This window comes from Geodermatophilus pulveris, from assembly GCF_900188375.1.
Taxonomy (GTDB): Bacteria; Actinomycetota; Actinomycetes; order Mycobacteriales; family Geodermatophilaceae; genus Geodermatophilus; species Geodermatophilus pulveris.
In genome coordinates this window covers 213,541-239,750 of record NZ_FZOO01000001.1, presented here as the reverse complement: position 1 = coordinate 239,750, position 26,210 = coordinate 213,541, and the positions used below count along the sequence as shown (strand labels likewise).

Sequence of the window (26,210 nt, the reverse complement as noted above, 5' to 3'; positions counted from 1 at the left end):
GACGTGGCCGGGCGACTCCGGTCGTCCACAGGCGCGCCGTCGTCCGCAGCAGCCGGATGCGGCGACGCGCGAGAGAGGCGCGTCGAGCTCCCCCTCGGGCATCCCGGATGCCACGCTGCACCCATGCCGGACAACAGGTACCGCCTCCCGGCGGACGAGTTCTACGCCAGCGCCCAGGTGCCGCTGGAGGAGCAGGTCGAGGTGCACTCCGAGCCGGTTCCCCCGCCTGCCGGCTGGCGAGGCGACCCGGTGCCGTGGGCCGACGGCGGCTCCGGCGACGCGGACGGCGACTGACCGAACCGCGGCGAGGAGCACCGTGAGCCGGGTGGAGGCGGTCGTCCGCGGCCTGCGGTCACCGTCATCACGGGAGCGGAGGTGACGCTCGTCGGCGCATGACGCCACGAGAGCGACGACTGCCGCCCCGTCACCCGCACAGCGACACGAGGCAGCCGGCGGCAGGGACCGAGGACGCCAGCGGCCCCCCACCCTGAGGTGGGGGGCCGCTGCAGCTCGCCGCTGCGTCAGGCCATGGCCTTCTGCAGGTTGTCGTCGATGGCCGCCAGGAAGTCCTGGGTGTTCAGCCACGGCTGGTCGCGGGAGATCAGCAGCGCGAGGTCCTTGGTCATCTGGCCGCTCTCGACGGTGTCGATGCAGACCTTCTCCAGGGTCTCGGCGAACCGGGTCACCTCGGGGGTGCCGTCCAGCTTGCCGCGGTGGGCCAGGCCCCGCGTCCAGGCGAAGATCGACGCGATCGGGTTGGTCGAGGTCTGCTCGCCGCGCTGGTGCTGGCGGAAGTGCCGGGTCACCGTGCCGTGGGCGGCCTCCGCCTCGACGGTGCGGCCGTCGGGGCTCAGCAGCACCGACGTCATCAGGCCCAGGGAGCCGAAGCCCTGCGCCACGGTGTCGGACTGCACGTCGCCGTCGTAGTTCTTGCACGCCCAGACGTACCCGCCCTCCCACTTGAGGGAGGCGGCGACCATGTCGTCGATGAGGCGGTGCTCGTAGGTGATGCCGGCCTCGTCGAACCGGGATTCGAACTCGGCCTCGAAGACCTCGGCGAAGAGGTCCTTGAACCGGCCGTCGTAGGCCTTGAGGATCGTGTTCTTCGTCGACAGGTAGACCGGGTAGCCGCGGTCCAGGCCGTAGTTCATCGAGGCGCGGGCGAAGTCGCGGATGGACTCGTCGAGGTTGTACATGGCCAGCGCGACACCGGCGCCCGGCGACTGGAACACCTCGTGCTCGATCGGCGCCGAGCCGTCCTTCGGCGTGAAGGTCACCGTCAGCGTGCCCTCGCCGGGGAAGCGGAAGTCCGTGGCCCGGTACTGGTCACCGAAGGCGTGGCGGCCGACGACGATCGGCTTGGTCCAGCCCGGCACCAGCCGCGGCACGTTCTGCATGATGATCGGCTCGCGGAAGATGACGCCGCCGAGGATGTTGCGGATCGTCCCGTTCGGGGAGCGCCACATCTTCTTGAGGCCGAACTCCTCGACCCGGGCCTCGTCGGGCGTGATGGTGGCGCACTTGACGCCGACCCCGTGCTGCTTGATCGCGTTGGCCGCGTCGACGGTGATCTGGTCGTCGGTCTCGTCGCGCTTCTCGATGCCCAGGTCGTAGTACTCGAGGTTGACGTCGAGGTACGGGAGGATCAGCTGGTCCTTGATGAACTGCCAGATGATCCGGGTCATCTCGTCGCCGTCCAGCTCGACGACGGTTCCCTCGACCTTGATCTTGCTCACGTCGTGGTTTCCCTCTCTGCAGCTCTGAGCAACGCGCTCAGAGGTCGGCTACGTCGGCCTGCTTGGCGCGCACGGCCTCCGCGGCCTCGCGCAGTCCGGCCAGCTCGCTCTCGGTCAGGTCGCCCTCGACCACCCGGCGCACCCCCTGGCGGCTGATCTCGGCCTCCACCCCGAGGTAGACCCCGGAGATGCCGTACTCGCCGTCCACCCAGGCGCACACCGGCATGACCGCGCCGGAGTCCTCCATGACCGCGCGGGCCATGCGGGCGGCGGCGGCCGACGGCGCGTAGTAGGCCGACCCGGTCTTGAGCAGCGCGACCACCTCGGCGCCGCCGTTGCGGGTCCGGTCGACGAGGTGCTCGATGCGGTCGGCGGGGAGCACGTCGGCGAGCGGCTTGCCGTCGACGGTGCAGCGCGAGGGCACCGGGACCATCGTGTCGCCGTGCGAGCCGAGGGTCAGGGTCTGCACGGAGGAGACCGGGACGCCGAGCTCCTCGGCGACGTTGTTGGTGAACCGGGCGGTGTCGAGCATGCCGGCCTGGCCCATCACCCGCGCCTTCGGGAAGCCGGTGGCCAGCTGGGCCAGCGCGGTCATCTCGTCCAGCGGGTTGGACACGACGATGACGACGGCGTCCGGCGAGGTCTGCGCGACGTTCTCGGCCACCTGCCGGACGATCGACGCGTTGGTCTCGATGAGGTCCATGCGGCTCATGCCGGGCTTGCGCGGCAGGCCGGCGGTGATGACGACGACGTCGGAGCCCTCGGTGCCCTCGTAGGAGCCGCCGCCGACGCCGACCACCTTCGTCTCGAAGCCCTCGATCGGGCGGGACTGGTTCATGTCGAGGGCCAGGCCCTCGGGCTTGCCCTCGACGATGTCGGTCAGCACGACGGTCTCGAAGACGTCGTACTCCGCCAGCCGGAGCGCCGTGGTGGAGCCGTAGAAGCCGGCACCGACGACGGTCACCTTGCCGTTCCTGCGCTGCTCTGCCATGGCGGCCAACCTAGCGGCGGGGCGGTCCCCGCGCCTGGTCGGGTCCGGCGAGGGGCCGGTCTACTCCCCCGGGACGGCGAGGGCGACGGCGGTCAGCGTCAGCCCGACGCCGGCCATCATGACGACGTCCACCGGCCGGCTGCGGACGGCGAGGAACCCGACCCGGCGCAGCGGGAGGAGCAGCCGCAGCAGCCCGCCGCCGACCAGCGCCAGGCCGACGACGACCAGCCCGCGCCGCCAGTGCTCGAAGGTGACCATCAGCAGGCCGGTGCCCACCGCGAGCAGCACCACCAGCAGCGGCAGCTGCCGCAGCAGGCCGGCCAGGAACGGCCGGCGGGTGTAGAGCGGCGGGCGGGTCATCAGGCCGACAGGGCGTGCGCGGCGGCGGCCTGCTCGGCGGCCAGGACGACGTTGCGCAGCAGCATCGCCCGGGTCATCGGCCCGACCCCGCCGGGGTTGGGGGCGACGTGCCCGGCGACGTCGACCACGTCGGGGGCGACGTCCCCGGCGATCCTCCCGTCGACCCGGCTGACCCCGACGTCGAGGACGGCGGCGCCGGGCTTGACGACGTCCCGGGTGACCAGACCGGGGACGCCGGCCGCGGCGACCACGACGTCGGCGCGGCGCAGGTGCGCAGCGAGGTCGCGGGTGCCGGTGTGGCACAGGGTCACCGTGGCGTTCTCGCTGCGGCGGGTGAGCAGCAGGCCGAGCGGGCGGCCGACGGTGATGCCCCGGCCGACGACGACGACCTCGGCGCCGGCGATCGGCACGTCGTAGCGGCGCAGCAGCTCCACGATGCCGACCGGGGTGCAGGGCAGCGGGCCCGGGACGTTCAGGACCAGCCGGCCGAGGTTGACCGGGTGCAGGCCGTCGGCGTCCTTGGCCGGGTCCACCGCCTCGAGGACGGCGCTCTCCTCGATCCCGGCCGGCAGCGGCAGCTGCACGATGTACCCGGTGCAGTCCGGGTCGGCGTTGAGCTCGGCGACGACCGCGAGGACGTCGGCCTGGGTGGCAGTGGCCGGCAACTCGCGCTGGATGCTGGCGATGCCGACCTGCGCGCAGTCGGAGTGCTTGGCGTTGACGTACCAGCGGCTCCCCGGGTCGTCGCCGACCAGGAGCGTGCCCAGCCCCGGGCGGTGGCCGGCCGCGGTCAGGGCGGCGACCCGCTCGGTCAGCTCCCCGCGGATGGCCGCTGCGGTCGCCTTGCCGTCCAGAGTCGTCGCCGCCACGGTGGGACAGTCTGCCGGAGGACCGGCCGGCGCCTGCCACCGCGCCCCGGGCCCGCCGGTGGCGTCCTCCGGCGAGGAGTGGTGATGAGCGAGCGCGAGCGGCCCGGCCCCACGCCCGTCCCGCCGCCGCCCGCCGGCTACGCGCCGCGGACCGTGCCGGAGCACCCGGACCGCCCGGTGCGCCGGCGGCGCCCCGCCGGCCTGGCCGGCCTGCTGCTGCTCCTGGCCGGCACCGCCGCCGGCCTGAGCCTGCTGCTGCGCTGGCTGCCCGGCAGCGACCTCACCGGCGCGGACCTGGTCCGCCGCGGGTGGGACGACCTGGCCGCGGGCGGCGTCGCGCGGCTGCTCGCGGACGGGTTCTGGCAGCCGGTGGCCGTCGTCCTGGCCGGCGCCGCGCTGGGCCTGCTCGGCCTGCTCGTCCTCGTGCCGGCCCGCTCGCACCGCGCCCTGGGGGTGCTGGCCCTGCTGGTGGCCCTGGTGGCCGCCGTCGCGGTGGCGGTGCCGCTGGCCGCCGTCGGCTGGGACGCCGCGACGATCGACACCGGCCTGTGGTGCGCGCTCGCCGTCCCGGTGCTCGGCCTGCTCGGCGCGCTCTCGGCGCTCGCCACCGGTCCCCGCCGGCGGTAGCGCGCCCTCAGCGCACGAGGGCGCCGTGGGCGCGGGCGTCCTGGACCGCCTGCTCGAGGTCGAGGGACACGCCGGTCAGGTCCAGGCCACGCCAGTCGACGGCGTCGGTCGACGCGCCCCGCAGTGGGAGGACCCCGCTGCCCCCCAGGTCGGCCTCCCGCGGCCCCGTCCCGGGACCCGCCGCGAGCTCGCGAGCGGTGGGGAGGACGGGGTCCTCCGTCAGTCCACGCGGGCGAGGTCCGCGTCCTCGACGACCGCGCCGGCCCCAGGGGGCCCGACGTGCGGGCGCGGCGGCGGCATCAGTGGGCGAAGTGCCGGGTGCCGGTCAGGTACAGCGGCACCCCGGCCGCGGCCGCGGCCGCCACGACCTCCTCGTCGCGCACCGAGCCGCCGGGCTGGACGACCGCGCGCACCCCGGCGTCGAGCAGCACCTGCAGGCCGTCGGCGAACGGGAAGAAGGCGTCGGAGGCGGCGACGGCGCCGGTGGCCCGCTCCCCCGCCCGGGCCACCGCGAGGCGGGCGGCGTCCACCCGGTTCACCTGGCCCATGCCCACACCGACGGTGGCCTTGTCGTGGGCCAGCAGGATGGCGTTGCTCTTCACCGCGCGGACCGAGCGCCAGCCGAACACCAGGTCGTCCAGGCCGGCGGCGTCCAGCGGCGCGCCGCAGGCCAGCGTCCAGGTGGTGGGGTCGTCACCGGGGGCGTCGATGCGGTCGGCGGTCTGCAGCAGCAGCCCGCCGCCGACCGGCCGCAGCTCGGTGCCCGGCCGGGCGTCCCCGGGCAGCCGCAGCAGCCGGATGTTCTTCTTCGCGCGGAGCACCTGCAGGGCGTCCTCGGTGAAGGACGGCGCGACGACGACCTCGGTGAACACCTCGGCGACCTGCTCGGCGACGGCGAGGTCGACCTCCCGGTTGGCGGCGATGACCCCGCCGAAGGCGGACACCGGGTCGCAGGCGTGCGCCTTGCGGTGCGCGGCGGCGACGTCGGTGCCGACGGCGATGCCGCAGGGGTTGGCGTGCTTGACGATCGCCACGCACGGGTCGGCGTGGTCGTGCGCGGCCCGCCAGGCGGCGTCGGTGTCGACGTAGTTGTTGTAGGACATCTGCTTGCCGTGCAGCTGCTCGGCGTGCGCCAGCCCGGGCCGGTCGCTGCGGTACAGCGCGGCCCGCTGGTGCGGGTTCTCGCCGTAACGGAGCACGTCGGCGCGCTCCCAGGTCGCGCCCGCCCACGCCGGGAAGCCGGAGTCGTCGTCCGGGGCGAGCACGCTGCCCATCCACGAGGCGACGGCGACGTCGTAGGCCGCCGTGTGCCGGAAGGCGGCGGCGGCCAGGGACCGCCGGTCGGCGAGGGTGAACCCGCCGGCGGCGACGGCGGCCAGCACGTCGCCGTAGCGGGCCGGGTCGACGACGACGGCGACCGACGGGTGGTTCTTGGCCGCGGCGCGGACCATCGCCGGGCCGCCGATGTCGATCTGCTCCACGCACTCGTCGGGGCCGGCCCCGGAGGCCACCGTGTCGGTGAACGGGTACAGGTTGACCACGACGAGGTCGAACGGCGCGATGCCGAGCTCCTCGAGCTGCTGCACGTGGGCGGGCAGGCGGCGGTCGGCCAGGATGCCGGCGTGCACCGCCGGGTGCAGCGTCTTCACCCGCCCGTCCAGGCACTCCGGGAAGCCGGTGACCTGCTCCACCGGGATGACCGGCACCCCGGCGTCGGCGATGCGGCGGGCGGTCGCGCCGGTGCTCACCAGCTCCACGCCGGCGTCGGCCAGCCCGCGGGCGAGCTCCTCGATGCCGGCCTTGTCGTACACGCCCAGCAGCGCGCGGCGGACGGGGGTGCGGTCGCTCATCGGGTGCTCTTCCTCGTCGTCCGGGAGGTGACGAGCCCCGCCACCGTCTCCACCAGGAGCTCGCGCTCCACGTCCTTGATCCGTGCGTGCAGCCGCGCCTCGTCGTCCCCCGGGAGGACGGGCACCTCCCGCTGGGCGATGACCGGGCCGGTGTCGACGCCGGCGTCCACCCAGTGCACCGTGCAGCCGGTGACCCGGGCGCCGGCGGCGAGGGCGTCGCGGACGGCGTGCGCGCCGGGGAAGGCCGGCAGCAGCGCGGGGTGGGTGTTGAGCAGCCGGCCGCCGAAGGCGCCCAGCACGGCAGGGCCGACGAGCTTCATGAAGCCCGCGGAGACCACCAGGTCCGGGCGGTGCGCGGCGATCGCGGCGGCCAGCGCGGCGTCCCAGGTGGCGCGGTCGGGGTGGTCGCGCAGCGCGCAGGTGAAGGCGGGGACGCCGCGGCGCCGGGCGTGCTCCAGCCCCGGGGCGTCCCGGTCGCTGCCGACGGCGACCACGCCCGCCGGGTAGTCCGGGGCCTCCGCCGCGGTGAGCAGCGCCTCGCCCAGCGACCCGGTGCCCGAGAGCAGGACGACGACCCGCGCCCGCGCGGACTGCTCGGCTGCGGGCACGGCCAGGACCCTATAAGCACCCCGGCCCCCTCAGCCCAGGGAGCGCCAGCGGGTGACGGCGGCCGCCAGGCCGGCGGCGACGCCCGCCTGGAGGGCGACGGCCAGGCCGGTCGCGACCGGCGGTGCCCCGACGCCGGCCAGCGCGCCGTCGCCCAGCGACCCGGCGCCGGCGAACGCGAACAGGCCGCACGCCACCCCGAGCAGCACGCCGGCGAGCACGCCCCACAGCCCGGCCACCACCGAGCCGGCGTCGTCGTCGTCCAGCCACCGGCCGAGCGTCCCGCCGGCCACCAGGCCGGCGAGCGCGGGCACCGCCTGGGAGGCGAAGGCCAGCAGCGGCACCGCCTGGGTGTCGGGCAGCGCGGCCAGCAGCGGCAGGGCCGGGACTGCGCCCAGGGTGACCCCGTGCACGGAGACCAGCGTGCCGCTGCCGACGGCGAAGCCCGGCCCGGCGGCCAGGCCGATCGCGGCCGCCGCGGCGTTGGGCAGCAGCAGCACGCCGAGCACCAGCAGCCCGACCGCGCCGGCGCCGGCCCCGCCGAGGGAGCCCGCCAGCGCCGCGTACCCCGCGGTGTCGGCGGCGGCGGCGACGGCGACCACGACCAGCGCCAGCGCCACGGCGGTCAGCAGCCCGGCCGCGACGGCGCGCAGCAGCGGCCGCACCGGCCCGGGCAGCCGGTCGAGGACGTCGTCGAGCAGGCGGGAGTCCCGCGCGGCCCCCCAGCCGACGGCGAGCACCGCGAGGACGGCGCCACCGGCCGCGGACCGCAGCAGGTCGACCGGCACCCGCGGGGTGCCGGCCAGCAACGCGACGAGCACGGTGAGCAGCGTGTGCGCTGCGGCGGCGGCGACGACGACGGCGGCCACCGCCCGCCCGCCCGCGACGTCGCAGGCGCGGACGACGCCGCGGCCGGCACTGCTCAGACCCCAGGCCACGGCGAGGGTGAGCAGCAGCGGGGCCAGCACCAGCGGGCCGGACGCCGGCGCCAGACCGCCGCCCTGGGCGAGCAGCCACAGCCGTCCGGCCAGGCGGGCGGAGTCGGCGACGGGCAGCCCGCCGGCCGGGTCGAGGGTCTGCACGACGACCGACGCGAGACCCACCCCGAGCAGCCCGAGCACCGTGACGGCCCCGGCCGCCAGGGCGGCGAGGACGGCGGCCTGCCAAGGGCCGCGGGCGTCCGGGTCCCGCTGACCGGGCAGGCTCAGTCGGGCGAGCAGGGAGACCACCCGCCCACTGTCCCAAGCCGGGGCCGGGATCGCCGGAGTACGCGCCCGGCGGTCCGCGACGGGGACCTACGCCGCCGGGCCGGTCCCCGTACCGGAGGCGGTCGAGCCGCCCGGCCGGTCGTCGTCGCGCACCCCGTCGGGCGCCGGCCGGCTCTGCTCCGGCCCCGGCTCCGCCGCGCCGGCCGGCGGGCCCAGCGGCTGCTGACCGGGGACGGGCTGCCCTCCGGCCGGTGCCCACGGACCGCCCGGCTGCTGCGGCGTCCAGCCCCCGGGTGTGGCGGACCGCCCCGAGCGCAGCAGCGCCAGCACGGAGGAGACCACGGCCGCGACCGCGGCGAGCAGGGTGAGCAGGGCGAAGACGCTGAAGCCGCCCTCGAACGTGCTCAGCCAGCCGACCAGGGTGAGCAGCAGGGCCAGCGAGGTCAGGACCGTGCTCAGGACGCTGCGCGGGACGGGCAGGCGCAGGTCGACGACGGCGGGCAGCAACGACCAGACGGCGGCGAGGACGAGCAGCACGGCGGCGGTCGCGACCAGCCCGAGGTCGAACCCGTTGATCGACTCGGCTAGGCCGAACCCGAAGTCGAACGTGAACCACGGCAGGGCGGCGAAGAGCAGGAAGGCCACGCAGCTGGCCGCGACCAGCACGTCGCCGCGGTCCAGCCGCCGGCGGTCCAGGCCGACGTGCGCGGCGGCGGGACGGCCGTACGGCTGCTGAGGCGGGTACGGCTGGCCGTAGGGCGGGCCCCAGAACTGCGGCTGGCCGTACGGGGGCGGCCCGTAGCCGGGGTGGCCCGGCCCCTGCTGGCCCCACGGCTGCCCGTACGGCTGCTGCCCGTACGGGGGCTGCCCGTACGGGGGCTGCCCGTAGTAGGGCTGCGGCGGGTAGCCCGGGCCGTAGCCGTACGGCGGCGGCTGCCCGTACGGGTACGGCTGCCCGTACGGCTGCTGCCCGTAGGGGTACTGCTGGCCGGGGTGCCCCTGCGGTGGCTGCCCCGGCGCGGTCCCCCCGCCGTCCGGACGGCGCTCCTCGGAGCCCCCGCCGGGTGGCTGCGGCGGCTGACTGGTCATCGCGGGACACTCCTCGGGCTCGGCGGGGGACTGCGTCGATCGTGGGCACCGCCTGCCGCGGGTGCCGACCGGACACGCCCGCCGTCCGCCCGCGGGACCGTCAGCCGACGACCCCCGTGGTCGGCTTCCGCGCCCCGGTCCGCTCCTCGGTCGCTGGCGCTCCCTGCGATGCTCCCGGGACTGTCAGCCGACGACCCCCGTGGTCGGCTTCCGCGCCCCGGTCCGCTCCTCGGTCGCTGGCGCTCCCTGCGATGCTCCCGGGACTGTCAGCCGACGACCCCCGTGGTCGGCTTCCGCGCCCCGGTCCGCTCCTCGGTCGCTGGCGCTCCCTGCGATGCTCCCGGGACTGTCAGCCGACGACCTCCCGCATCAGACGCGCGGTCTCCGACGGGGTCTTGCCGACGCGCACGCCGGCCGCCTCGAGGGCCTCCTTCTTCGCCTGCGCGGTGCCGGCCGACCCGGACACGATCGCGCCCGCGTGGCCCATCGTCTTGCCCTCGGGCGCGGTGAAGCCCGCGACGTAGCCGACGACGGGCTTGGTGACGTTGGCCCGGATGAAGTCGGCGGCGCGCTCCTCGGCGTCCCCGCCGATCTCGCCGATCATGACGATGGCCTCGGTCTCCGGGTCGTCCTGGAAGGCCTGCAGGCAGTCGATGTGCGTGGTGCCGACGACGGGGTCACCGCCGATGCCGACGGCGGTGGAGAAGCCGATGTCGCGCAGCTCGTACATCATCTGGTAGGTCAGCGTGCCGGACTTGCTGACCAGGCCGATCCGGCCCGGGTTCGGCGCGATGGTGGCCGGGATGATGCCGACGTTGGACCGCCCGGGGCTGATCAGGCCCGGGCAGTTCGGGCCGACGAGCCGGGTCGAGCCGCCCTGCGAGTGGGCGTAGAAAGACGTCGAGTCGTGCACCGGGATGCCCTCGGTGATGACCACGCACATGCCGATCTCGGCGTCCAGGGCCTCCATGACGGCGTCCTTGGCGAACTTCGGCGGCACGAACACGACGCTGACGTCGGCGCCGGTGTCCTTCACCGCCTCGGCCACGCTGCCGAACACCGGCACCGAGGTGCCGTCGAAGTCGACGCTCTGGCCGGCCTTGCTGGGGTTGACGCCCCCCACGACGGCCGTGCCCGAGGCGAGCATGCGCTGGGTGTGCTTGCGCCCCTCGGAGCCGGTCATGCCCTGGACGATGACCTTGCTGTTCTCGTTGAGGAAGATCGACATCTCTCGGTCCTGTTCTGGGGGCCCCTGCAGGGGCCCGCCACGAGCGTGCGGGCGGTGGGGGCGGGGTCCTTCAGGCGGCGAGCTCGGCGGCCCGGCGCGCGGCGCCGTCCATCGTGTCCACCACGGTCACCAGTGGGTGGGCGGCCTCGGCGAGGATCCGCCGGCCCTCCTCGACGTTGTTGCCGTCGAGCCGGACGACCAGCGGCTTGGTCGCCTCGTCCCCCAGCATCCCCAGCGCGGACACGATGCCGTCGGCGACCGCGTCGCAGGAGGTGATGCCGCCGAAGACGTTGACGAAGACGCTCGTCACGTCCGGGTCGGAGAGGATGATGTGCAGGCCGTCGGCCATCACCTGCGCGGAGGCGCCGCCGCCGATGTCGAGGAAGTTGGCCGGGCGGACGCCGCCGAACTCCTCACCGGCGTAGGCCACGACGTCCAGGGTGCTCATGACCAGGCCCGCGCCATTGCCGATGATGCCGACCTGGCCCTCGAGCTTGACGTAGTTGAGCCCGCGCTCCTTGGCCGCGGCCTCCAGCGGGTTGGCCGAGGCGGCGTCCGCGAGCTGGGCGTGCTCGGGGTGGCGGAAGTCGGCGTTCTCGTCGAGGGTCACCTTCGCGTCCAGCGCGAGCACGGTGCCGTCGGGCGCCTTGGCCAGCGGGTTGACCTCGACGAGGGTGGCGTCCTCGCCGCGGAAGACGTCCCACAGCTGGACGGCGATGGCGACGACCTGGTCGCGCACCTCGGCGGGGAAGCCGGCGGCGTCGACGATCTCCGCGGCCTTGGCGGTGTCCACGCCGACCGTGGCGTCCACGGGGACGCGGGCCAGGGCCTCGGGGCGCTCGACGGCGAGCTGCTCGATGTCCATGCCGCCCTCGACCGAGGCCATCGCCAGGAAGGTCCGGTTGGCGCGGTCGAGCAGGTAGGAGAAGTAGTACTCCTCGGCGATGTCGCTGGCCTGGGCGACCATCACGCGGTGGGTGATGTGGCCCTTGATGTCCAGCCCCAGGATGTCCTGCGCCCGCGCGCGGGCCTCCTCGGCGTCGCCGGCGAGCTTGACGCCACCGGCCTTGCCGCGGCCGCCGGTCTTGACCTGCGCCTTGACGACGACCGGCGCGCCGATCTCCCGCGCGATCGCCTCGGCCTGCTCAGGGGTCTCGGCCACGCCGCCGGGCAGCACGGGCACGCCGTGCGAGGCCAACAGGTCACGCGCCTGGTACTCGAAGAGATCCACGAACAGGCACCGTAAACCCCGCCGGACGGTCGTCGCGCACCGGCGGTCGGGAGGTGCGCGGGGTCACAGCGACCGCCCAGGTCACGGCCCCGCGGCTACCCGCCGGCCGCCGAGGGGTCCCGGACCGGCGCCCGACGCAGCCGCCAGGCCAGCACGGTCAGGGCGACGTGACCCAGGCCGGCCAGCAGCAGCCCGGCGCCGGGCAGCGTCCACTCGAGGTCGCCGGAGACCACCGCGTCGCGCAGCCCGGCCAGCCCGGCGGACAGGACGACGACGGCGATGGCCAGCAGGCCGCCGACGGTGGCCAGCCGCGGCCGCAGCGAGGGCGCCAGCACCGAGCCGAGGACGACGGCGCCCGCGAGCAGCAGGCCGCCGAGCAGGGCCAGGCCGGGCCGCTCGAACAACCCCTGCGGACCCTCCTGCTCCACGACGACCTGCAGCCCGGTCGTCGGGTCGGTGACGATGCGGTCGGGGAGGTCGGCGGCCGGCAGCACCAGGCACAGCACCGCGAGGACCCCCAGCAGCGCCGCGGCGCCGGCGAGCGCCGGGCGGGCGGGGTCCAGCGCGCCGGCGTCGTCCATGACCGTGCGGCCCCAGGCCGCCACCGCCAGCACGCCGGCCAGCACCGTGAGCGCCAGGGCGACGGCGCCGAGGACCCACCCGGCCCGGACGTCGACCGCGCTGGTCAGCACCCGCTGGCCGGCGATCACCTCGATGCCCGGCCGCACCGTCGAGGTGCTGGCGCGGTAGAGCTCGATGAGCAGCAGCCCCAGCGCCGGCCCCCCGCCGATGCCGGCGAAGGCGAGACCGAAGCGCGGGACCCGGCCGGCCGCGAGCCCGCCGCCGACCGCCACGGCCGCCACCGGCGCGAGCAGGCCGGCGAGCAGGCCGGCCGCGTCGGCGGACGGGGACAGGGCCGTCCCCCCGACGACGAGGTAGGTGGGGAACAGGCCGAGGGCGCCGGTCACGCCGGCGAGGACGAGCAGCACGCCGACCACGCGGCCGAGCAGCGGCGGGTCCCCGAGGACGAGCCCGTCGACGGGCGTGACGGGGGCCGGCCCGGACGGTCGGCGGGGGCCGGTGCGGCGGGCGGCCGGGCGCGCCGGCCGCGCCGTCGGGCGGGCCGGGCGGACCCGGGCCGAGCCGTCACGGGCGGTCACGGGACCCCTCCCTCCCTGGTCACGAACGGGTGACGCAGGTGGCGTCGGTGTGACGGGCGCCACACATCGGCTTTACCGTCGGGTGAACCGGGCATCCAGGGGCAGTCACCGCTCCCGGGGAGACCACCCGGCTCGGTGAGCCTGGACGGGGAGGGACCATGCGGTCACCCAGCGACCCGGCGCCCGGTCCAGCCTCGCACACCGGCGGCCGCGGGCAGGGAGCGCCACGGCAGCTGCTGCGCTCGCTGCTGTCCCCGGCCGCGTTCACCGGTGGGATGACCGAGCTGGCCCTCGTCGGGGCCCACGTGCTGATGTACCCGCTGGGCGCCCGCGCCGAGCCGCTGCGGATCGACCCGCGCTGCCGTCCCGGCGAGCAGCCGCCCGGGGTGCGCGCGCTGTTCGCTGCCGACCCGCTCGCCGCCCGCGTCCCCGTCGTGCTCGTGCACGGCTTGATCGACAACCACTCGATCTTCGCGGTGATGCGGCGCAGCCTGCGCCGCCGCGGCTTCACCTCGGTCTGCTCCTGGAACTACAGCCCCTTCCTGTCCGACGTGGCCCGCGGTGCCGCGGACCTGGGCGAGCACCTGCAGCGGGTCTGCGAGCAGACCGGGCACGAGCGGGTGCACGTCGTCGGGCACAGCCTCGGCGGCCTGCTCGCCCGCTACCACGTGCAGCGCCAGGGCGGCGACCGGCGCGTCGAGACGCTGGTGACGCTCGGGACGCCGCACGGCGGCTCGGTGCTGGCCCACCTGCTGCCCACCCCGCTGGTCCGCCAGCTGCGTCCGGGGTCCGCGGTGCTGCGCGAGCTCGCCCAGCCGGCCCCCGGCCTGCGCACCCCGGTGACCGCGATCTACAGCGACCTCGACCAGGTGGTGGTGCCCAGCCGGGCCGGGCGGTGCGAACACCCGGACCTGCAGGCCCGCAACGTGCTGGTGCGCGGGGTCGGCCACACCTCGCTGCCCTTCCACCGCGGCGTCCTCGACGAGGTCGCCGTGACCCTGGCCGGCGTCCGCCGGACGCCCGCCGCCGGCCTCGCGCCGGCCGCCGTCGCCTGAAGAAGGACCTCCTCCCCCCCACCACTCGCAGGCTCGTGGCGGGACCCTGCGAGGAGGCCGGTCCAGGACGTGACTGTGCGCGGCGGGGGCCTCCGGACGGCGGTCACTCCTGCCTCGCCCGGCACACCGGTCCGGCCCGGCGTCACCGCGGCACCGTCACAGCGGTCCCACTGGCACCACCGGGCGCAGACACACCGGCGGGTGCCGCCACAGGAGCGGCCGTGCCCTGACTGATCGTTACGGTCCGATCACGGCGTCGGTACCCACCGGCGGAGGTCCCCGGACGTCCCAGCCGTCGTCGCCCCGACGGGCCGCCCCGCGGCACCCGCCGGGGACCACTCGTGGAGAAGGTGCCCCGTGATCCGCTCGACCGGCCCCGCGCTGCTGGAGCGACCGAGCACCGATCGCGAGGCCACCACCGCCCAGGCCGTCGCCGCCCTGCGCACCGGGGCGCGCGCGACCGTCGCACCGGACGTCGTGGTGGCAGGGGACGCCGCCGGCGCACCGGAGGCCGCCGAGCCCGCCGCCGGGCCGCGTCGCCGGCTGCCCCGCCCGCCGGGCCGCCGCGGGCCGGTGTGGCTGGCCGCCCTGGTCGCCGGCGCGCTGGTCGCGGCGGTGCCCAGCACCCTGGGCACCGACTCGGCCGGGCTGTCGGTGAGCGCCGCCGACTACGGCCTGGGCGCCACCGAGGTCGGCTTCAGCGGGGACATGGAGGACGCCGGCGTGCGCCGGGGCATCAGCGAGGCCGAGGCCCAGGCCCGGCTCGGCGAGCTGGCCGCCTCCCGCGCGGCCCGCGAGCCCGAGACCGTGCTGCCCACGCAGGGCCGGCTCACCACCTGCTTCTGCATGCGCTGGGGCACGATGCACTACGGCCTGGACCTCGCCGGGCCGCTGGGCACGCCGATCCTCTCGGCCACCGACGGGGTCGTCGTCCGCGCCGGGCGGGCCTCCGGGTACGGCAACGCCGTCTACATCCAGGACGCCGACGGCAACGTGCACGTCTACGGCCACATGCGCTACTACGACGTCGCGGCCGGTGACCTGGTGCACGCCGGGGACCAGATCGCGACGATCGGCAACGAGGGCCAGTCGACCGGCCCGCACCTGCACTACCAGATCCACGGCGGGGGCATGAACGGCCGCCCGATCGACCCGCAGGAGTTCCTCGCCGAGCGCGGCGTCGTCATCTGACGCCGATCTCCGGCCCTCTGCACCCGCTCGCCTCGTCGGGGGACGCCGACCAGGCCGTGAACCGGGAGCTCCCGGACGCGGGGTCCGGCGCTACAGCTTGACGAGGGGCGCGTAGCGCAGGACGAGGCGCTTGGTGCCGCCCGAGCCGAAGTCCACCGTCGCCTGCGCCTTGTCGCCGGCACCGGTGACCTCGACGACGGTGCCCAGCCCGAACGCGTCGTGGCTGACCCGGTCGCCGACGTCGACGGAGATCACCGCCCGGTTGCCGGCCCCACCGCGCAGGCCGCCGGTGGACAGCCCGGTGGCCGCGACCCGCTGCTGCGCCGAGCGGTACCCGGTGCTCGGCGCGGGCACCGGCTCCTTGCCCGCCCAGTGCACCGTGTCCCCCGGCAGCTCGTCGAGGAAGCGGGACGGCGGGTTGTAGGCCGGCTGCCCCCAGCTGGTGCGCACCGTGGCCCGGGAGAGGAACAGCCGCTGCCGCGCCCGGGTGATGCCGACGTAGGCCAGCCGGCGCTCCTCCTCCAGCTCGCGGGGGTCCCCGAGGGCGCGCAGGTGCGGGAAGACGCCGTCCTCCATGCCGGTGAGGAAGACGACCGGGAACTCCAGGCCCTTGGCGGTGTGCAGGGTCATCAGCGTGACCACGCCGGCGTCGTCCCCGGCGACCGGGATCTGGTCGGCGTCGGCGACCAGCGAGACCTGCTCGAGGAAGTCGGTGACCGAGCCCCCCGGGTTGGCCGCCTCGAACTCCGCGGCCACCGAGATGAGCTCGTTGAGGTTGTCGACGCGGCCCTCGTCCTGCGGGTCGGTGCTGGCCTGCAGCTCGGTGAGGTAGCCGGTGCGGTCCAGGATGCTCTCCAGCAGCGCGGCCGGACCCGAGCCGGTCTCGACCAGCTGCTCGAACTCCTCCAGCAGCGCGACGAACTCCTGGATCGCCTTGAGCGAGCGCGCCGCCAGCGTGGTGACCTCCGAGCACCGGCGCAGCGCGGACCCGAAGGCGATCCGCTCCCGGTCGGCGAAGGACTCGATGCAGGACTCGGCCTTCTCCCCGATGCCCCGCTTGGGCACGTTGATGACCCGGCGCAGGCTCACCACGTCGGCCGGGTTGGCGACCAGCTTGAGGTAGGCCAGCGCGTCGCGGACCTCGCGGCGCTCGTAGAAGCGCACCCCGCCGACGACCTTGTAGGGCATGCCGACGCGGATGAACACCTCCTCGAAGACGCGGGAGGCGTTGTTGGTCCGGTAGAAGACCGCGATGTCGGCGGGCCGGACCTGCCCCTCGTCGACCAGCGCGTCGATCTGCTCGGCGACCCAGGCCGCCTCGTCGTGCTCGTTCTCCGCGACGTAGCCCTCGATCAACTCGCCGTCGCCGGCGTCGGTCCACAGGTTCTTGGGCCGCCGCGCGGTGTTCCGGGCGATGACCTGGTTGGCCGCCCGCAGGATGCGCTGGCTGGAGCGGTAGTTCTGCTCCAGCAGGACCGTGGTGGCCTGCGGGTAGTCGCGCTCGAACTCGTCGATGTTGCGGATGGTCGCGCCGCGGAAGGCGTAGATCGACTGGTCGGCGTCGCCGACGACGCACAGCTCGGCCGGCGGGACCGGCCCCTCCCCCGTGCCGACCAGCTCGCGGACCAGCACGTACTGCGCGTGGTTGGTGTCCTGGTACTCGTCGACCAGCACGTGGCGGAAGCGCCGGCGGTAGTGCTCCGCGACGTCGGGGAAGGCCTGCAGCAGGTGCACCGTCGTCATGATCAGGTCGTCGAAGTCCATGGCGTGCGCCTCGCGCAGCCGCCGCTGGTAGAGCGCGTAGGCCTCGGCGAGCACCTTCTCCGGCGCGGTGACCGGGGTGAACGACTCCTCGTCGACCAGCTCGTTCTTCAGGTTGGACACCTGGGTGGCCAGGCTGCGGCCGGAGTGGCGCTTGGCGTCGAGGTCCAGGTCGCGGGCGACCATCGTCATCAGCCGGACGGAGTCGCCCTGGTCGTAGATGGTGAACGACGACTTCATGCCGAGCTTGGCGGCCTCGGCGCGCAGGATGCGCACGCACATCGAGTGGAACGTGGACACCCACATCGCGCGGGCGCGCGGGCCGACCAGGGCGGCGACCCGCTCCTTCATCTCCCCGGCGGCCTTGTTGGTGAAGGTGATCGCCAGGACCTCCCCCGGCTGCACGCCGCGCGCGCCCAGCAGGTAGGCGATGCGGTGGGTGAGCACCCGCGTCTTGCCCGAGCCGGCGCCGGCGACGATGAGCAGCGGGCCGCCCTCGTGGACGACGGCCTGCCGCTGCGGGCCGTTGAGGCCGGCGAGCATCCGGTCCAGCTCCCGCCCCACCTGGCCGGTCGCGGAGCGCGGGAGGGACGCGGTGCCCGGGAGGGCCTGCTGGGCGCTGCTCATGACGACACCACTGTAGTTCGACGGGGTGACACGCCCCGCCGTCGCGCCGCGCCGTCCCCGGGGACCGGGCTGGCCCCTCCGGCGGCACCCGTGGCAGACTCGCCGCCGTGCTGCTCGCCACCGTCGGCTTTCCCTACGGCCACCGGGATCCGGTGTCCGTCGCCGCTGGCTGAGCAACCGCCGCAACCGACGCCCCGGGCCCGAGGAGCCCGGGGCGTCCGTCGTCTCCGGGGTCCGACGGCCACCGCCCCGCCCCGGAGGACCCGATGAGCGCGACCGTCCCCACCGCTGCCGCCGACGACCGCATCGCCGAGCTGCGCGGGCAGATCGACGCCTGCGACACCGAGATCATCGCGCTGGTGCAGCGCCGGCTGGCCGTGTCGCAGGAGATCGGCGAGCTGCGCCGCACCGCGGGCGGCACCCGGCTGTCGCTCGCCCGCGAGCAGCGGGTGATCGCCCGCTTCCAGGACGCCCTCGGCCCCGAGGGTGCCGCGCTGGGCATGGTGCTGCTGCGCCAGGGCCGGGGTCGGCTCTAGCAGGCCGCCGATGGGGCGGCGCCGCCCGGCATAGGCTCGGCAGCCGTGACCGCGCCCCCGCCCCGGAAGCCCGCCGAGCACGTCGAGCGCGCGCTGTGCGTGCTCGCCCACCCCGACGACGTCGACTTCGGCAGCGCCGGCACCGTCGCCACCTGGACGGCGGCCGGCACCGAGGTGACCTACTGCATCGTCACCGACGGCGACGCCGGCGGTTTCGACGACACCCCGCGCGAGCAGATGGCGCCGCTGCGGCGGGCCGAGCAGGAGGCAGCCGCCAAGGCGGTCGGCGTGACCGACGTGCGCTTCCTCGGCCACCCCGACGGCCGGCTGGAACTGACCCTGGACCTGCGGCGCGACATCAGCCGGGTGATCCGGCAGGTCCGCCCGCAGCGGGTGCTGACCAGCTCCCCGGAGCGGTTCTGGGAGCGCATCGGCGCCAGCCACCCCGACCACATGACCGTCGGCGAGTCGACGCTGCGGGCCGTCTACCCCGACGCCCGCAACCCGTTCGCGTTCCCGGAGCTGCTGGCCGACGAGGGCCTGGAGGCCTGGACGGTCTCCGAGGTGTGGCTGGGCGCCAGCCCGCGCGCCGACCACGTCGTCGACGTCACCGACGTCGTCGAGCTGAAGTTCGCCGCGCTCAAGAGCCACGTCACCCAGGTCAGCCACATGACCGACCTCGAGGCCTTCGTCACCGACTGGATGCGCCAGACGGGGCGGCGGATGGGGCTGCCCGACGGGCGGCTCGGCGAGGCGTTCCACGTCGTCCACACCGCCTGACCCGGGACGAAACCCGGCCGCAACACCGGGCCCGCCGGGGAGAGCACGGGCGAAACACGGTCCACGTAGAACTCACCGGACGCCGTCCCCGAGCGCCCAGGAGAGCCCGTGACCCCCACCCCGCCGCCCCACCCGGCCGCCGCCGCCGAGCTGCTGGAACGGGGGCTGGGGCGCCGCGCGTTCGTCCGGGCCACCGTGGCGGCCGGCGCGGTCCTCGCGGCGGGCGTGGCCGCCGCCGCACCGGCCGCGGCCGGCCCGAGGAGCCGCACCCGGCTGCCCGGGGAGGTCCTGCAGCCCGGCCGCGGTCCGGTCGACGGCGACGTCTACCTGCCCTCCCGGGCCGACGAGGTGTACTGGGGCTACCTGCCGCGCGTCGGCGACGCCCCGGTGGCGCGGGTCCGCTCGGGTGGCACGATCACCGTGGACACGGTCAGCCACGAGGGCGTCCTGGAGGACCAGGGCCGCGACCCGGCCGCGTGGTTCGCCGGCCGGGGCGTGCCGCGCGAGCAGGTGCTCGACGACGCGGTGGCCGTGGCCGCGGGGTACGACCGGCACGTCCGCGACTTCGACGCGGACGGCCCGCACGTGGTCACCGGGCCCGTGTACGTCGAGGGCGCCCGGCCCGGCGACGTCCTGAAGATCGAGCCGCTGACGGCCCTGCCGCGCGTCCCCTACGGCGTCGTGTCCAGCCGGCACGGGAAGGGCGCGCTGGCCCGCCAGTTCGCCGAGAACCCGCCGGCGGACATCAGCCTCGCCGAGGTCATGCCACCGGTCGGCACCGACGGCCGCGCGACGGGGGACCCGCAGCGCTACGGCAACGTCTCGCACGTCACCCCGCTGTCCACCGGCCGCGGCGGGACGACGGTCGCCTCGCTGCCCCGCGGCCGGCGCGGCACGGTGTCCTGGCCGGTCGCCCCGTTCGCCGGGCTCATGGCGGTGGCCACGGTCAGCGACGCCCCGGCACTGGACGACCCGCTGGTCAACTCCATCCCGCCCACGCTGGGCGGCGGCAACATCGACGTGAACCTGCTGACCGTGGGCTCGGCCTTCTACGTGCCCGTGGTGGCCGAGGGGGCGCTGTTCTCCGTCGGCGACCCGCACATGTCCATGGGCAGCGGCGAGGCCGCGCTCACCGCGCTGGAGGGCTCGCTGCGGCTCACCTTCCGGCTCACCGCCTGCCGGCCCGGTTCCGGGGACGCGCCGTCGGTCGCCTTCCGGTACCCCTTCGGCGAGACGCCGGACGCCTGGGTGCCGATCGGCCTGTCGGACCCGGACGGCTCGCGCGACGGGCAGGGCGGCGACCTCGACGTCGCCAACCGGCGGGCGACGGTCAACGCGCTGGACTTCCTGCAGCACGACCTCGGCATGGACCGGTCGGTGGCCTACGCCTACCTCTCGGCGGCCGTGGACTTCACCGTCTCCCAGGTGGTCGACCGCACCGTCGGCGTGCACGGCACCATCCCCAAGAGCCACTTCGCCTGAGTCCTCCGCTGACGCGGGGGCGGGGCCCGGGGGTCCCCCGCCCCCGCCGGCGGGTGGGCCTCCGCGCAGGCCGGGTACGGCACCGGACCGCGGTGCGGTCCGGAGGACCGCAGTGTCACAGCAGCCGGTTGGTGGCCGCCCAGCGGGTGAGCTCGTTGCGGTTGGACAGCTGCAGCTTGCGCAGCACGTTGGAGGCGTGCGACTCCACCGTCTTCACCGAGATGAACAGCCGCGAGCCGATCTCCCGGTAGGTGTAGCCACGCGCCAGCAGCTGCATGACCTCCCGCTCGCGGGCGCTGAGCAGGTCCAGCCCGGGGTCGGTGGCCGGGTCTGCCGGCCGGGGGGCGGACGGGGTCGCGGCGAACGCGTCGAGCACGAACCCGGCCAGCCGCGGGCTGAACACCACGTCCCCGTCGGCGACCCGGGCGACGGCGTCGCGCAGGTCCGGCCCGGAGATGGTCTTGGTGACGTACCCGCGGGCGCCGGCGCGGATGACGGCGATGACGTCCTCGGCGGCGTCGGACACCGACAGCGCCAGCCAGCGCACGGTGGGCAGCTCGGCCCGCAGCGTCTCCAGCACCGCCCGGCCCCCGCCGCCGGGCAGGTGGACGTCGAGCAGCACGACGTGGGGCACGGTGCGGCGGATGCCCTCGACCGCGCCCGCGACGTCGGCGGCCTCGCCGACGACGTCCACCGCACCGCCGAGCTCGGCGCGCACGCCCGTGCGCACCATGGCGTGGTCGTCGACGAGGAAGACGGTGGTGCTCACGCCACCGCCCGCTCCCGCGGCAGGCACAGCTCCACCTCGGTGCCCTCCCCCGGCGACGAGCGCACCACCGCCGTCCCGCCGAGGCGGGCGAGCCGGCCGGAGACCGAGTCGCGCAGCCCGTGCCGGTCGCCGGGGACGGTGGCCGGGTCGAACCCGGCGCCGCGGTCGCGGACGAAGACGGCCACCCGCTGCGGGCCCACCTCGGTGTACAGGTCGGCGACGGTGGCGCCGGAGTGCTTGGCCGCGTTGACCAGCGCCTCCCGGGTGGCCGCCGCCAGGGCGGTGAGCGCGTCGTCGAGCGGGGCGTCGCCCACGACCACCGACTCGACGGTCAGCGCGTGGTCGGCCTCGACCTCGGCGACCACGCCGGACACCAGCGCCGCCCAGGTGCCGCCGCCCACGGTCGCCGCCGGCTCGTAGAGCCAGGTGCGCAGCTCGCGCTCCTGGCTGCGGGCCAGCCGGGACACCGCGGTGGCGTCGTCGGCGTGCCGCTGGATGAGCGCGAGGGTCTGCAGCACGGAGTCGTGCAGGTGGGCGGCGACGGCGGCCCGCTCCTCGGAGCGCACGCGGGCGGTGCGCTCGGCCTCGCGCGAGGCGAGCAGCCGGCGCCACAGCGGGGCGGTGGCCAGCGCGACGCCGGCCAGGATCACCAGGGTCGCGCTGAAGCCGTTGCGGGCGTTGGCCAGCTGGCCGGTGGTGGCCAGCAGCAGCACCAGGCCTGCCACCCCGAGGGCCACCCCGCCGGCGAGCAGCCAGCGCACGCCGGGGCGGGAGAGGGTGCGGTCGGTGTCCAGCTGGCGCCAGATGACGGTCAGCCCGACACCGACGAGCAGCAGCGGGAGGACCAGGTCGCCGCCGCCCCAGGTGCCCAGGTTGGTGACCGCGAGCAGCGCGCCGACGCCCAGCAGGCCGAGGCCGAGGGTCTGCCGGCGGCTGGGCTCGTCCTCCCCGGGCGTCGCGGCGGCGTCGGCGTCGGTGTCGGCGACCGGCATGAAGAACCACAGCAGCGCGTAGGCGACGACGCCGATGCCCGCGGCGGCGAGCACGACGAAGCCGACCCGGACGGCCAGCGGGTCGGTGCGCAGGTGCGCCGCCGTCCCCGCGGCGACGCCGGCCAGCAGCCGCCCCGACCGCGGGCGCACCAGGGGCGGCCGCGCGGGCACGGGCACGGTCGTGGTCACGGTGCCGATCGTCGCACCGGGACGGGGTCCGGCGGCACCGGGGAACGCCCGGAGCTCACCGACCCGGGTGGGATGGGGGCGTTCCCCGATGGACCGCCGTCCCCCGCGGGGACAGGCTCGGTGCCATGACATCCGCACCGCCCCCCGCGCTCCCGTCGGCGGACCCGCCGGCGGCTGATCCCCTGCCGCCCGGTGCCCCGGCGCGGCCGCCGCTGCGGCGCAGCCGCAGCGACAAGGTCCTCGGCGGCGTCTCCGGCGGCCTGGCCGAGTACAGCGGCATCGACACCCTGCTGTGGCGGGTGGGCTTCGTCGCGCTGGCCCTCGCCGGGCCCGGCGTGCCGGTCTACCTGCTGCTGTGGCTGCTCATGCCGGCCGGGCACCGCTCCGGGCGGCCCCGGTCGGCAGGCCCGCCCGGGCCCCGGTCACCGGTGCCGGGCCTGACGCTGGCCGCCCTGCTCATCGTCGTCGGCCTGCTCGCGGGGCTGACCGTCCTCACCGGCTGGGACGTCGGGCCCGTCGGGTTCCTCGCCCCCGCGCTGGGCATCGTCGGGCTCGGCCTGGTCGTCGCCGCCTTCACCGGCGGACGGCGGGCCAAGGGCGGGCTGATCGCGCTGGGCGCCGTCCTCTCGGTGGCCCTGGTCGGCGCGACGGCCGACTGGGGGGACGTCGACGTCGAGGGAGTCGACGACCGCACGGAGCGGCCGCTGCGCGCCGCCGACGTCCGGCCGGTCTACGACGGCGGCGTCGGTGACCTCACGCTGGACCTCTCCGCGCTCGACGTGAGCGACCTCGACGCCCCGGTCACGACCCGCGTCGGCCCCGGGGTGGGGGACGTCGAGGTCCTGGTGCCCGAGTGGGCCGACGTCGAGGTCGAGGTCGACAGCGGCATCGGTGACGTGGACGTCCTCGACCTGGACTCCGGGAGCGGGTACTCCCGCGGGGACGGCCCCGCCGCCTGGAGCGGGGACGACCGGCCCGAGATCGTGCTGACCGTCGACGCCGGCGTCGGCGACGTGGAGGTGGACCGTGCCTGACTACAGCGAGTTCCCGACCACCCCGACGGCGTGGCAGGAGCACGCCTGGGGCGAGGTCACCCCGCTGGAGACCGAGGACCCGCCGTCGCCCGCGCGCCGGGGGGTCGACCTCACCGCGCTGGTCCCGGGACTGGTCTTCGTCGTCCTGGCGGTGGTGGTGGCGGCCGGCGCCGTCCTGCCGCTCGGCGTGGTCGACGGCGGCCTGCTGTGGCTGGTGCTGGTCGCCGGCGGCGTGGCGCTGCTGGTCTCCGAGCTGCGCCGGGCCCGCCGTCGGCGCTGACACCTCGCACCGGAGGGCCCGGGGAGCCGACCGCTCCCCGGGCCCTCCGGTGTCCGGTCACCGGCTGACGACGGCCAGCCCGACGGTGCCCAGGTAGATGACGGGTATCGCGAAGCCCTCGAACCCGACCCCCGTGCGGTCGCGCATCACCAGGCCGCCCGCGAGCACCGTCGTCATGAGCACCGTCGTCATGAGCACCGTCCCGCCGAGCAGCACCAGGCTCACCGCGCCGGCGTCGCGGTAGACGGGCCCCTCCAGGTGGAAGACGTCGGCCAGCCCGATCATCAGCGCGTCGAAGACGTTGCCGCCGATGGTGTTGCCGACGCCGAGGGTCAGCGCCCCCATCCGCACCGCGGTGATCAGCACGACGAGCTCGGGGAGCGAGGTCAGCGCGGTGGTCAGCGTGAACCCGACCAGGCCGCTGGGCAGCCCGGTCGCCGCGACGACACCCAGGCCGCCCTGGCCGATCGCCCACCCGGCCACCCCGACGACGAGTCCGAGCGCGGCCAGCTCGGCCCACAGCCGGCCGGTCGAGGCGCCCGACCGCTCGTCCGCCTGCCCCTCGCCGTCCCCGTCCGAGGTGGCCGACGTCCGGATCGGCTGCCACATCGGCTCGGCCTGCATCCGGCGCAGCAGCACGAGTCCGTAGCCGTACAGCACGGGGATCAGCAGCGTCAGCGGGTGGATCCACCCCAACCGCAACCCGGGGGTGGCGTAGGCCATGACCGGGACCGAGAGCAGGGCGACGAGGATCAGCGCCTGCAGGACGTTCTGCAGGGACGCCGCGGCGTGCTCCAGGTTGGCCCGCCGGTAGACGAGGTCGGCGATCGCCAGCCACACGGTCTGGATGGCCACGCCGCCCACCGGGTTGGCGAGCCCGAGACCGGGGTCGCCCTCCAGGGCACCGGTCGCGGTCGCCACGATGCCCGGCAGGGAGGTGACCGCGCCGAGCAGCAGCGCCCCTCCGACGGCGTCACCGAGACCGGTGCGGTCGGCGAGCTCGTCGGCCGCCCGGGTGAGCCGGATCCCGGCGAAGACGATGGCGATGCCGGCTGCCACGACTGCCAGCACGCTGGGCAGGAGCGTCCAGTCGTCGGTCACCGGCCTCCCCCGGTCGAGTGCTGTGGTCGCGCCGGCTCAGCACAGCGGGCCGGGGTCGGCGATCCGGACGGCGGGTCAGCCGACCCGGCCGAGGAACACGAGGGCGCGCTGCCAGAAGAGCTCCGTGGCCTGCTCGTCGTACTCCTGGGGGCGGCTGGGGTCGGTGAACAGGTGGCCGCTGCCCGGGTGGCCGAACACCTCGACGGCGCCGTCGGCCCGGCGGACGTCGGCCACGAAGGCGTCGAGCCACCCGGGTGCGTGCCTCGGGTCGTCCTCGGTGTGGTGGACCTGCACGGGCACGCCGGCCGGCCAGGCGTCCGCCCCGAGGACGGCGAGCGGCAGCGCACCGGCGACGAGCAGCGCCCCGCGGCAGGGTCGCCGGGTGGCGACGTACTCGGCCATGCCTGCGCCGTTGGAGAACCCGGCCACCACGAAGCCGTCGGGGAGGTACGCGACCGCGTCCACCGCCGCGGCCATGAGCGCCGGGAAGCCGATCCGGTCGACGTGCGCCCCGGCCTCGTCGTAGTCGTCGAAGACCCGACCGCCGTACTGGTCGACGACGAGCACCTCGTGCCCGGCGGCCCGCAGCCGCGCGGCGGCGTCGAGGACGCCCGGGCGGACGCCGAGGACGGAGTGGAACAGCGCGATGGATGCCATGGCAGGACCCTCCCGCGCGCCCGGTGACACCGTCCTGTCACCGACTCCTGCGACGATCCGCGGGTGAACCGCACCGACCGGCTGCACGCGCTCACCGAGGAGCTGCGCCGGGCGGGGCCGCGCGGCCGGACGGCGCAGCGGCTGGCCGGGTGGCTGGAGGTGTCCACGCGCACGGTCAAGCGCGACGTCGCGGCGCTGCAGCAGGCCGGCGTGCCCGTCCGGGCGGCGGCCGGCCCGGGCGGCGGGTACGTGCTCGACGCCGCCGCCACCCTGCCGCCGGTGAACCTCACCCCCGCGCAGGCGGTCGCTGTCGCCGTGGCCCTGGCCGGGTCCGGCGACGCCCCCTTCGCCGTCGACGGGCGGGCGGCGCTGGGCAAGGTGGTCGACGTGCTGGGGCCGGCGGCGCGCGCGGAGGTGGACCGGCTGGCCGGGCGGGTGTGGGTGCACGGGACGCCGGCCCGGCGCGGCCGCGCGGCCGCGGTGGTGGAGCAGGCCCTCGCCGGACGCCGGGTGGTGGCGCTGACCTACCGGGACCGGGACGGCGCGACGACGCGGCGCCGGGTGGAGCCGCAGCTGCTGGCCCGCACCGGCGACCACTGGTACCTGGCCGCCTGGTGCCGGGAGCGGGACGCGCCGCGCTGGTTCCGCTGGGACCGCATCGAGGACGCCGCGCTCACCCCGGGGACCGCGCCGGCCCGCGACCCGGCCGTCTTCGGCACCCCGCCGCCCGACGCCCGCGCCGTCCGGGACGAGGCCGGGAGTCCGGCCACTCGGTAGGGCGGCGAGGGGGACCGCCGACCG

26 protein-coding genes are annotated in these 26,210 nt (G+C 76.0%); 10 read left to right on the top strand and 16 right to left on the bottom strand.

The window, feature by feature from the left end:
- Positions 1 to 123: 123 nt before the first annotated feature.
- A complete protein-coding gene (locus CHB98_RS21300) occupies positions 124 to 294 on the top strand; it encodes a hypothetical protein (protein ID WP_179224068.1) in 171 nt (56 codons plus the stop codon).
- A 227-nt stretch (positions 295 to 521) separates the two neighbouring features.
- Here CHB98_RS21300 and CHB98_RS01285 read toward each other — a convergent pair whose 3' ends face one another.
- From CHB98_RS01285 to CHB98_RS01270, 4 genes are read right to left on the bottom strand one after another with little or no spacing between them, the layout of a single operon-like run.
- Positions 522 to 1,736 carry an NADP-dependent isocitrate dehydrogenase gene (locus CHB98_RS01285; protein ID WP_089303793.1) on the bottom strand — a complete coding sequence of 405 codons (1,215 nt, stop codon included), beginning with the start codon at positions 1,734 to 1,736 and terminating at the stop codon, positions 522 to 524.
- A 37-nt stretch (positions 1,737 to 1,773) separates the two neighbouring features.
- Positions 1,774 to 2,727 carry a malate dehydrogenase gene (gene mdh / locus CHB98_RS01280; protein ID WP_089303792.1) on the bottom strand — a complete coding sequence of 318 codons (954 nt, stop codon included), beginning with the start codon at positions 2,725 to 2,727 and terminating at the stop codon, positions 1,774 to 1,776.
- Between the two features lie 60 nt (positions 2,728 to 2,787).
- Positions 2,788 to 3,087, bottom strand: a complete 300-nt coding sequence (locus CHB98_RS01275; RefSeq protein ID WP_089303791.1) for a DUF3017 domain-containing protein — start codon at positions 3,085 to 3,087, stop codon at positions 2,788 to 2,790.
- On the bottom strand, positions 3,087 to 3,956 hold the full coding sequence (locus CHB98_RS01270; protein WP_089303790.1) for a bifunctional methylenetetrahydrofolate dehydrogenase/methenyltetrahydrofolate cyclohydrolase: 870 nt from the start codon (positions 3,954 to 3,956) through the stop codon (positions 3,087 to 3,089). The genes CHB98_RS01275 and CHB98_RS01270 overlap by 1 nt, the downstream gene beginning before the upstream one ends.
- An 84-nt stretch (positions 3,957 to 4,040) precedes the next feature.
- On the opposite strand from CHB98_RS01270, the gene CHB98_RS01265 reads away from it, so the two are divergent.
- On the top strand, positions 4,041 to 4,583 hold the full coding sequence (locus CHB98_RS01265) for a hypothetical protein (protein ID WP_245820844.1): 543 nt from the start codon (positions 4,041 to 4,043) through the stop codon (positions 4,581 to 4,583).
- 299 nt (positions 4,584 to 4,882) lie between these two features.
- Here the strand turns inward: CHB98_RS01265 and purH are convergent, their stop codons facing one another.
- From purH to CHB98_RS01230, 7 genes are all read right to left on the bottom strand, one after another.
- A complete protein-coding gene (purH, locus tag CHB98_RS01260) occupies positions 4,883 to 6,433 on the bottom strand; it encodes a bifunctional phosphoribosylaminoimidazolecarboxamide formyltransferase/IMP cyclohydrolase (RefSeq protein WP_089303789.1) in 1,551 nt (516 codons plus the stop codon).
- Entirely contained in the window at positions 6,430 to 7,041 is a 612-nt protein-coding gene (gene purN / locus CHB98_RS01255) for a phosphoribosylglycinamide formyltransferase (protein ID WP_089303788.1), read from the bottom strand. The genes purH and purN overlap by 4 nt, the downstream gene beginning before the upstream one ends.
- Before the next feature lie 30 nt (positions 7,042 to 7,071).
- Positions 7,072 to 8,268, bottom strand: coding sequence for a cell division protein PerM (locus tag CHB98_RS01250; RefSeq protein WP_089303787.1), 1,197 nt, complete (start codon positions 8,266 to 8,268; stop codon positions 7,072 to 7,074).
- A 66-nt stretch (positions 8,269 to 8,334) separates the two neighbouring features.
- Positions 8,335 to 9,336, bottom strand: a complete 1,002-nt coding sequence (locus tag CHB98_RS21295) for a hypothetical protein (protein WP_179224048.1) — start codon at positions 9,334 to 9,336, stop codon at positions 8,335 to 8,337.
- 349 nt (positions 9,337 to 9,685) lie between these two features.
- Positions 9,686 to 10,564: a succinate--CoA ligase subunit alpha gene (gene sucD / locus CHB98_RS01240; protein ID WP_089303786.1), complete on the bottom strand. Its 879-nt coding sequence runs from the start codon at positions 10,562 to 10,564 to the stop codon at positions 9,686 to 9,688.
- 70 nt (positions 10,565 to 10,634) lie between these two features.
- Positions 10,635 to 11,795: an ADP-forming succinate--CoA ligase subunit beta gene (gene sucC / locus CHB98_RS01235; RefSeq protein ID WP_089303785.1), complete on the bottom strand. Its 1,161-nt coding sequence runs from the start codon at positions 11,793 to 11,795 to the stop codon at positions 10,635 to 10,637.
- A gap of 95 nt (positions 11,796 to 11,890) precedes the next feature.
- Positions 11,891 to 12,955, bottom strand: coding sequence for a hypothetical protein (locus CHB98_RS01230; protein ID WP_089303784.1), 1,065 nt, complete (start codon positions 12,953 to 12,955; stop codon positions 11,891 to 11,893).
- A gap of 158 nt (positions 12,956 to 13,113) precedes the next feature.
- On the opposite strand from CHB98_RS01230, the gene CHB98_RS01225 reads away from it, so the two are divergent.
- Both CHB98_RS01225 and CHB98_RS01220 read left to right on the top strand, forming a co-directional pair.
- The gene (locus CHB98_RS01225; RefSeq protein WP_089303783.1) at positions 13,114 to 14,010 is read left to right on the top strand and encodes an esterase/lipase family protein; all 897 of its coding nucleotides are present in this window, start codon (positions 13,114 to 13,116) and stop codon (positions 14,008 to 14,010) included.
- Positions 14,011 to 14,367: 357 nt separating this feature from the next.
- On the top strand, positions 14,368 to 15,201 hold the full coding sequence (locus CHB98_RS01220) for a M23 family metallopeptidase (RefSeq protein WP_089303782.1): 834 nt from the start codon (positions 14,368 to 14,370) through the stop codon (positions 15,199 to 15,201).
- A gap of 90 nt (positions 15,202 to 15,291) precedes the next feature.
- On the opposite strand, the gene pcrA is transcribed toward CHB98_RS01220, so the two are convergent.
- Positions 15,292 to 17,589 (bottom strand): DNA helicase PcrA, encoded by a 2,298-nt coding sequence (gene pcrA / locus CHB98_RS01215; protein WP_089303781.1) that lies wholly within the window; start codon positions 17,587 to 17,589, stop codon positions 15,292 to 15,294.
- 266 nt (positions 17,590 to 17,855) lie between these two features.
- Here pcrA and CHB98_RS01210 point away from each other — a divergent pair, with 266 nt between their 5' ends.
- From CHB98_RS01210 to CHB98_RS01200, 3 genes are all read left to right on the top strand, one after another.
- Positions 17,856 to 18,125 (top strand): chorismate mutase, encoded by a 270-nt coding sequence (locus tag CHB98_RS01210; RefSeq protein ID WP_089303780.1) that lies wholly within the window; start codon positions 17,856 to 17,858, stop codon positions 18,123 to 18,125.
- Positions 18,126 to 18,170: 45 nt separating this feature from the next.
- Positions 18,171 to 18,905: a PIG-L deacetylase family protein gene (locus CHB98_RS01205; protein ID WP_089303779.1), complete on the top strand. Its 735-nt coding sequence runs from the start codon at positions 18,171 to 18,173 to the stop codon at positions 18,903 to 18,905.
- Between the two features lie 108 nt (positions 18,906 to 19,013).
- Positions 19,014 to 20,387 carry an acetamidase/formamidase family protein gene (locus tag CHB98_RS01200; protein ID WP_089303778.1) on the top strand — a complete coding sequence of 458 codons (1,374 nt, stop codon included), beginning with the start codon at positions 19,014 to 19,016 and terminating at the stop codon, positions 20,385 to 20,387.
- Between the two features lie 115 nt (positions 20,388 to 20,502).
- Here the strand turns inward: CHB98_RS01200 and CHB98_RS01195 are convergent, their stop codons facing one another.
- Both CHB98_RS01195 and CHB98_RS01190 read right to left on the bottom strand, forming a co-directional pair.
- Complete coding sequence (locus CHB98_RS01195) at positions 20,503 to 21,156, bottom strand: LuxR C-terminal-related transcriptional regulator (RefSeq protein ID WP_089303777.1); 654 nt, start codon at positions 21,154 to 21,156, stop codon at positions 20,503 to 20,505.
- A complete protein-coding gene (locus CHB98_RS01190) occupies positions 21,153 to 22,337 on the bottom strand; it encodes an ATP-binding protein (protein WP_089303776.1) in 1,185 nt (394 codons plus the stop codon). Before CHB98_RS01190 ends, CHB98_RS01195 begins: the two co-directional genes overlap by 4 nt.
- A gap of 125 nt (positions 22,338 to 22,462) precedes the next feature.
- Here CHB98_RS01190 and CHB98_RS01185 point away from each other — a divergent pair, with 125 nt between their 5' ends.
- Both CHB98_RS01185 and CHB98_RS01180 read left to right on the top strand, forming a co-directional pair.
- Positions 22,463 to 23,371 carry a PspC domain-containing protein gene (locus CHB98_RS01185; protein ID WP_089303775.1) on the top strand — a complete coding sequence of 303 codons (909 nt, stop codon included), beginning with the start codon at positions 22,463 to 22,465 and terminating at the stop codon, positions 23,369 to 23,371.
- Positions 23,364 to 23,651 (top strand): hypothetical protein, encoded by a 288-nt coding sequence (locus CHB98_RS01180; protein ID WP_089303774.1) that lies wholly within the window; start codon positions 23,364 to 23,366, stop codon positions 23,649 to 23,651. Before CHB98_RS01185 ends, CHB98_RS01180 begins: the two co-directional genes overlap by 8 nt.
- Positions 23,652 to 23,708: 57 nt before the next feature.
- Here CHB98_RS01180 and CHB98_RS01175 read toward each other — a convergent pair whose 3' ends face one another.
- Both CHB98_RS01175 and CHB98_RS01170 read right to left on the bottom strand, forming a co-directional pair.
- A complete protein-coding gene (locus CHB98_RS01175; RefSeq protein WP_245820843.1) occupies positions 23,709 to 24,752 on the bottom strand; it encodes a sodium:calcium antiporter in 1,044 nt (347 codons plus the stop codon).
- Positions 24,753 to 24,827: 75 nt separating this feature from the next.
- Entirely contained in the window at positions 24,828 to 25,409 is a 582-nt protein-coding gene (locus CHB98_RS01170) for a dienelactone hydrolase family protein (protein ID WP_089303773.1), read from the bottom strand.
- 63 nt (positions 25,410 to 25,472) lie between these two features.
- On the opposite strand from CHB98_RS01170, the gene CHB98_RS01165 reads away from it, so the two are divergent.
- On the top strand, positions 25,473 to 26,186 hold the full coding sequence (locus CHB98_RS01165) for a helix-turn-helix transcriptional regulator (RefSeq protein ID WP_089303772.1): 714 nt from the start codon (positions 25,473 to 25,475) through the stop codon (positions 26,184 to 26,186).
- Positions 26,187 to 26,210 lie beyond the last annotated feature (24 nt).